The sequence below is a fragment of the Campylobacter sp. TTU-622 genome (assembly GCF_016598965.1).
Lineage (GTDB): Bacteria > Campylobacterota > Campylobacteria > Campylobacterales > Campylobacteraceae > Campylobacter_D.
The window spans coordinates 1-3291 of sequence record NZ_JAENKR010000110.1; the positions used below are offsets into that span (position 1 = coordinate 1).

Below are 3291 nucleotides of genomic sequence, written 5' to 3' on the forward strand. Positions count from 1 at the left end.
TTTCTAAGCTTACTCAAAGAAAAATTATTATTCATACTCCAAAAAAAAGTTATGAAGCCGATTTAATCCAAGGTATTTTAAAAATTTATAATGAGGATAAAAGCATTAAAACACAAATTTATAAAAGCGATACTATTTTAACTTTAGAATCAATGCATAAAGCTATATTAAATAATGATAAAAATTTATGTTCTTTAGATGAGGCTTTAGATGTGTTAAAAATTTGCGATGAGGTTAAAAATGGCTGAAATTTTATGCACAATTTGTGCAAGAGGTGGTTCTAAAGGAGTTTTAAATAAAAATATTAAAAAAATTAATAATCTTGAAATGATTGCTTATAGTATCATACAAGCAAGAAATTCAAAGCTTTTTAAACATATAGTTATAAGTACAGATAGTGATGAGATAGCAAATGTCGCATTAAAATACAAAGCTGAAGTTTTTTTTAAAAGAGAAGCACATCTTGCAAGTGATAATGCACCAAAAATTCCTGTGATGCGTGATGCACTTTTAAGAAGTGAGAAATATTTTGGTATAAAATTTGATATTTTAGTAGATTTAGATGCCTCAGCTCCTCTTAGAACAAGTAAAGATATAAAAAAAGCTTATGAATTATTTGTAAAAGAAAATAAAGAAGTTTTAATTACTGCAACACCAGCAAGGCGTAATCCTTATTTTAATTTAATAGAGCTTGACAATGATGAGGTTAAAAGATCAAAACAAGGTTCTTTTACAACACGCCAAAGTGCGCCAAAATGTTTTGATATGAATGCAAGTATTTATATGTTTAAACGTGAAAGAATACTCAAGAGTGATGATTTATTTGGAAAACAAACTTCTCTTTATATTATGGAAGAAAATACAGCTTTTGATGTAGATAGTGAGCTTGATTTTAAAATAGTTGAATTTTTAATTAAAGAAAGAAATTTAAAACCAGAGGAATTTTAATGCTTGAAGAAAAGATTATTTTTGTTGTAGGAGCTTGTGGGCGTATAGGAAAAGAGCTTTGTAGGGCTATTTTAAAAAATAAAGGCATTGCAGTTTTAGCAGATATCAATGAGGAGTGTTTAAAAGATTTAAAAGAAAAATTAAACAAAGAATTTAATCAAGAACTTTTAAGCATTAAGCTTGATATCACTTCTAAAGAAAGTCTTAATGAAGCTATTTTAAAAACTAAACAAAAATATCAAAAAATCGATGCTTTTGTTAATTCTTCTTATCCTTGTGGAAAAAATTGGGGAAAAACATCTTATTATGAATTGAGCTATGAAGAGCTTTGTGAAAATTTAAATTTACATCTTGGCGGTTTTATTTTGGCTGCTCAAGAATTTGTAAAATATTTTAAAAAGCAAGGCTATGGAAATATTATTAATCTTAGCTCTATTATGGGTGTATATGCTCCTAAATTTGAAAATTATAAAAATACTAGTATGCAAAGTTCGCTTGAATATAGTGTGATTAAAGCAGGAATTAATCATTTGGGTGTATGGCTTGCTAAAGAACTTTTTAATACTAATATCCGTGTTAATACCTTAGCAGCGGGTGGAATTTTAGATAATCAACCACAGATTTTTTTGGACGCTTATAGAAAGTGTTGTGCGAGTAAAGGAATGCTAGAAGCAAGTGATTTATGCGGAACTTTGGTATTTTTACTTAGTGATGCAAGTAAATTTATCACTGGGCAAACTTTAGTAGTTAGTGATGGATGGGGACTTTAATGTTTTTAAAAGAACTCTTTGATAAAAATTTAAATTCTTTAAAAGATATTGCCTTAAAAGATGCTTTAAGCAAAATAAAAATTAATACAAAATATCAACTCATCAAATCAGAAGATAATATTAATATCAACTTAAAAGATAGAAGTACTAATGCTTTACTCTACCAAAACCCTCTTGCTGAACTAAACTCTATGTTAAACACTTATAATGATAAATACTTCTTATATCCTGTTCTTTATTTTTATGGTTTTGGAAATGGTATTTTATTTAAAGCCTTACTTCAAAACAAAAACCATAAACATATAGTAGTCTTTGAAAAAGAATTAGAAATCATTTATATTATGTTTCACTTAATAGACTTTTGCCATGAACTTAAAAATAATTCTTTAATAATATTTAATGCTAATACTCTAAATTTAAATGATTATAATGAGCTTTGCTCATCTAATCCTTTCTTTTCTTTTTCAAGAGTATATTTTTTAGAATTAAGCTCTGATTATTATGAAAAATATAAAGAAGATATATTAAACATTAATCAAAACATGATGAGTCATTTTAAAAAAGCAATATTCTCTTATGGTAATGATCCCTTAGATGCTTTACAAGGTATAGAACAATTTACTTGTAATCTACCTAAAATGATTACAAATCCTACTTTTAAAGAATTACTCACTAAAAGATCAAATTTAAGTGATACAGCTATAATAGTTTCAACAGGACCTTCACTTACTAAACAACTTCCTATTCTAAAAGAATATCAAAACAAAGCTACAATATTTTGTGCTGATAGTGCTTATGCAATATTGGCTAAACATAATATTAAGCCTGATTATGTTTTATCCTTAGAAAGGATCCCTTTAACTTCTGAATTCTTTAATAATGATTTTGGCAAATTTGATGAAGGGATATTATTTATTTGTGTAAGCTGGGTTTATCCGCAAACTATAAAATATTTACAACAAAATCATAGAAACTATATGCTTATTTCAAGACCATCTGACTTTATTAAAAGTGTTAATCTTTATAATTATGGTTATACGGGCTATGGCCCAAGTGTTGCACATATGTCTTATGAATTAGCAACAAATCTTAGTTATAAAAACATTATCTTAATAGGACAAGATTTAGCTTATGGAGAAGATGGGTTTTCTCATACTAAAGATTATTGTAATCTTGATAAGCATGAAGGTCATTTTCAAAGAGATAAAGGTAAATTCCAATGTTTAGCTTATGGAGGAAAGGGTTTAGTTGAAAGTTCTGGAATTTGGACAATATTTCGCTTAACTTTGCAAAGAAGTATTGCAAAAAATATTATTTCTACCACCTACAACTGCACAGAAGGTGGAGCAAGGATAGAAGGAGCTATAGAAAAACCTTTTAAAGAAGTATGTGAAGAATTACTTATTAAAGATTTAAACAAACCCTTTAAAAGATTAAATGCTTTAAATAAAAATAAACAAGATGAATTATTACTTAAAGCTTATGCAAAAATTATAAAAGCTATAAAACATTCTAATACTTTTAAAAATGATTGTTTAAAAGAATATAATGAAATCAATGAGCTTTATTTAAA

The 3291-nt window shown here is 26.8% G+C and carries 3 protein-coding genes and 1 pseudogene; all 4 read left to right on the forward strand.

Features of this window, described 5'->3' with window-relative positions:
• Nucleotides 1-248, forward strand: a pseudogene (locus JG677_RS07480) (gfo/Idh/MocA family oxidoreductase); the annotation flags it as partial.
• A complete protein-coding gene (locus JG677_RS07485) occupies nt 241-948 on the forward strand; it encodes an acylneuraminate cytidylyltransferase family protein (protein WP_200286017.1) in 708 nt (235 codons plus the stop codon). The pseudogene JG677_RS07480 and the gene JG677_RS07485, both read left to right, overlap by 8 nt.
• The gene (ptmA, locus tag JG677_RS07490; protein ID WP_200286018.1) at nt 948-1718 is read left to right on the forward strand and encodes a flagellin modification protein PtmA; all 771 of its coding nucleotides are present in this window, start codon (nt 948-950) and stop codon (nt 1716-1718) included. The genes JG677_RS07485 and ptmA overlap by 1 nt, the downstream gene beginning before the upstream one ends.
• Nucleotides 1718-3291: motility associated factor glycosyltransferase family protein (locus JG677_RS07495; RefSeq protein ID WP_234284662.1), on the forward strand; the 1574-nt coding region annotated here is incomplete at its 3' end. The genes ptmA and JG677_RS07495, both read left to right, overlap by 1 nt.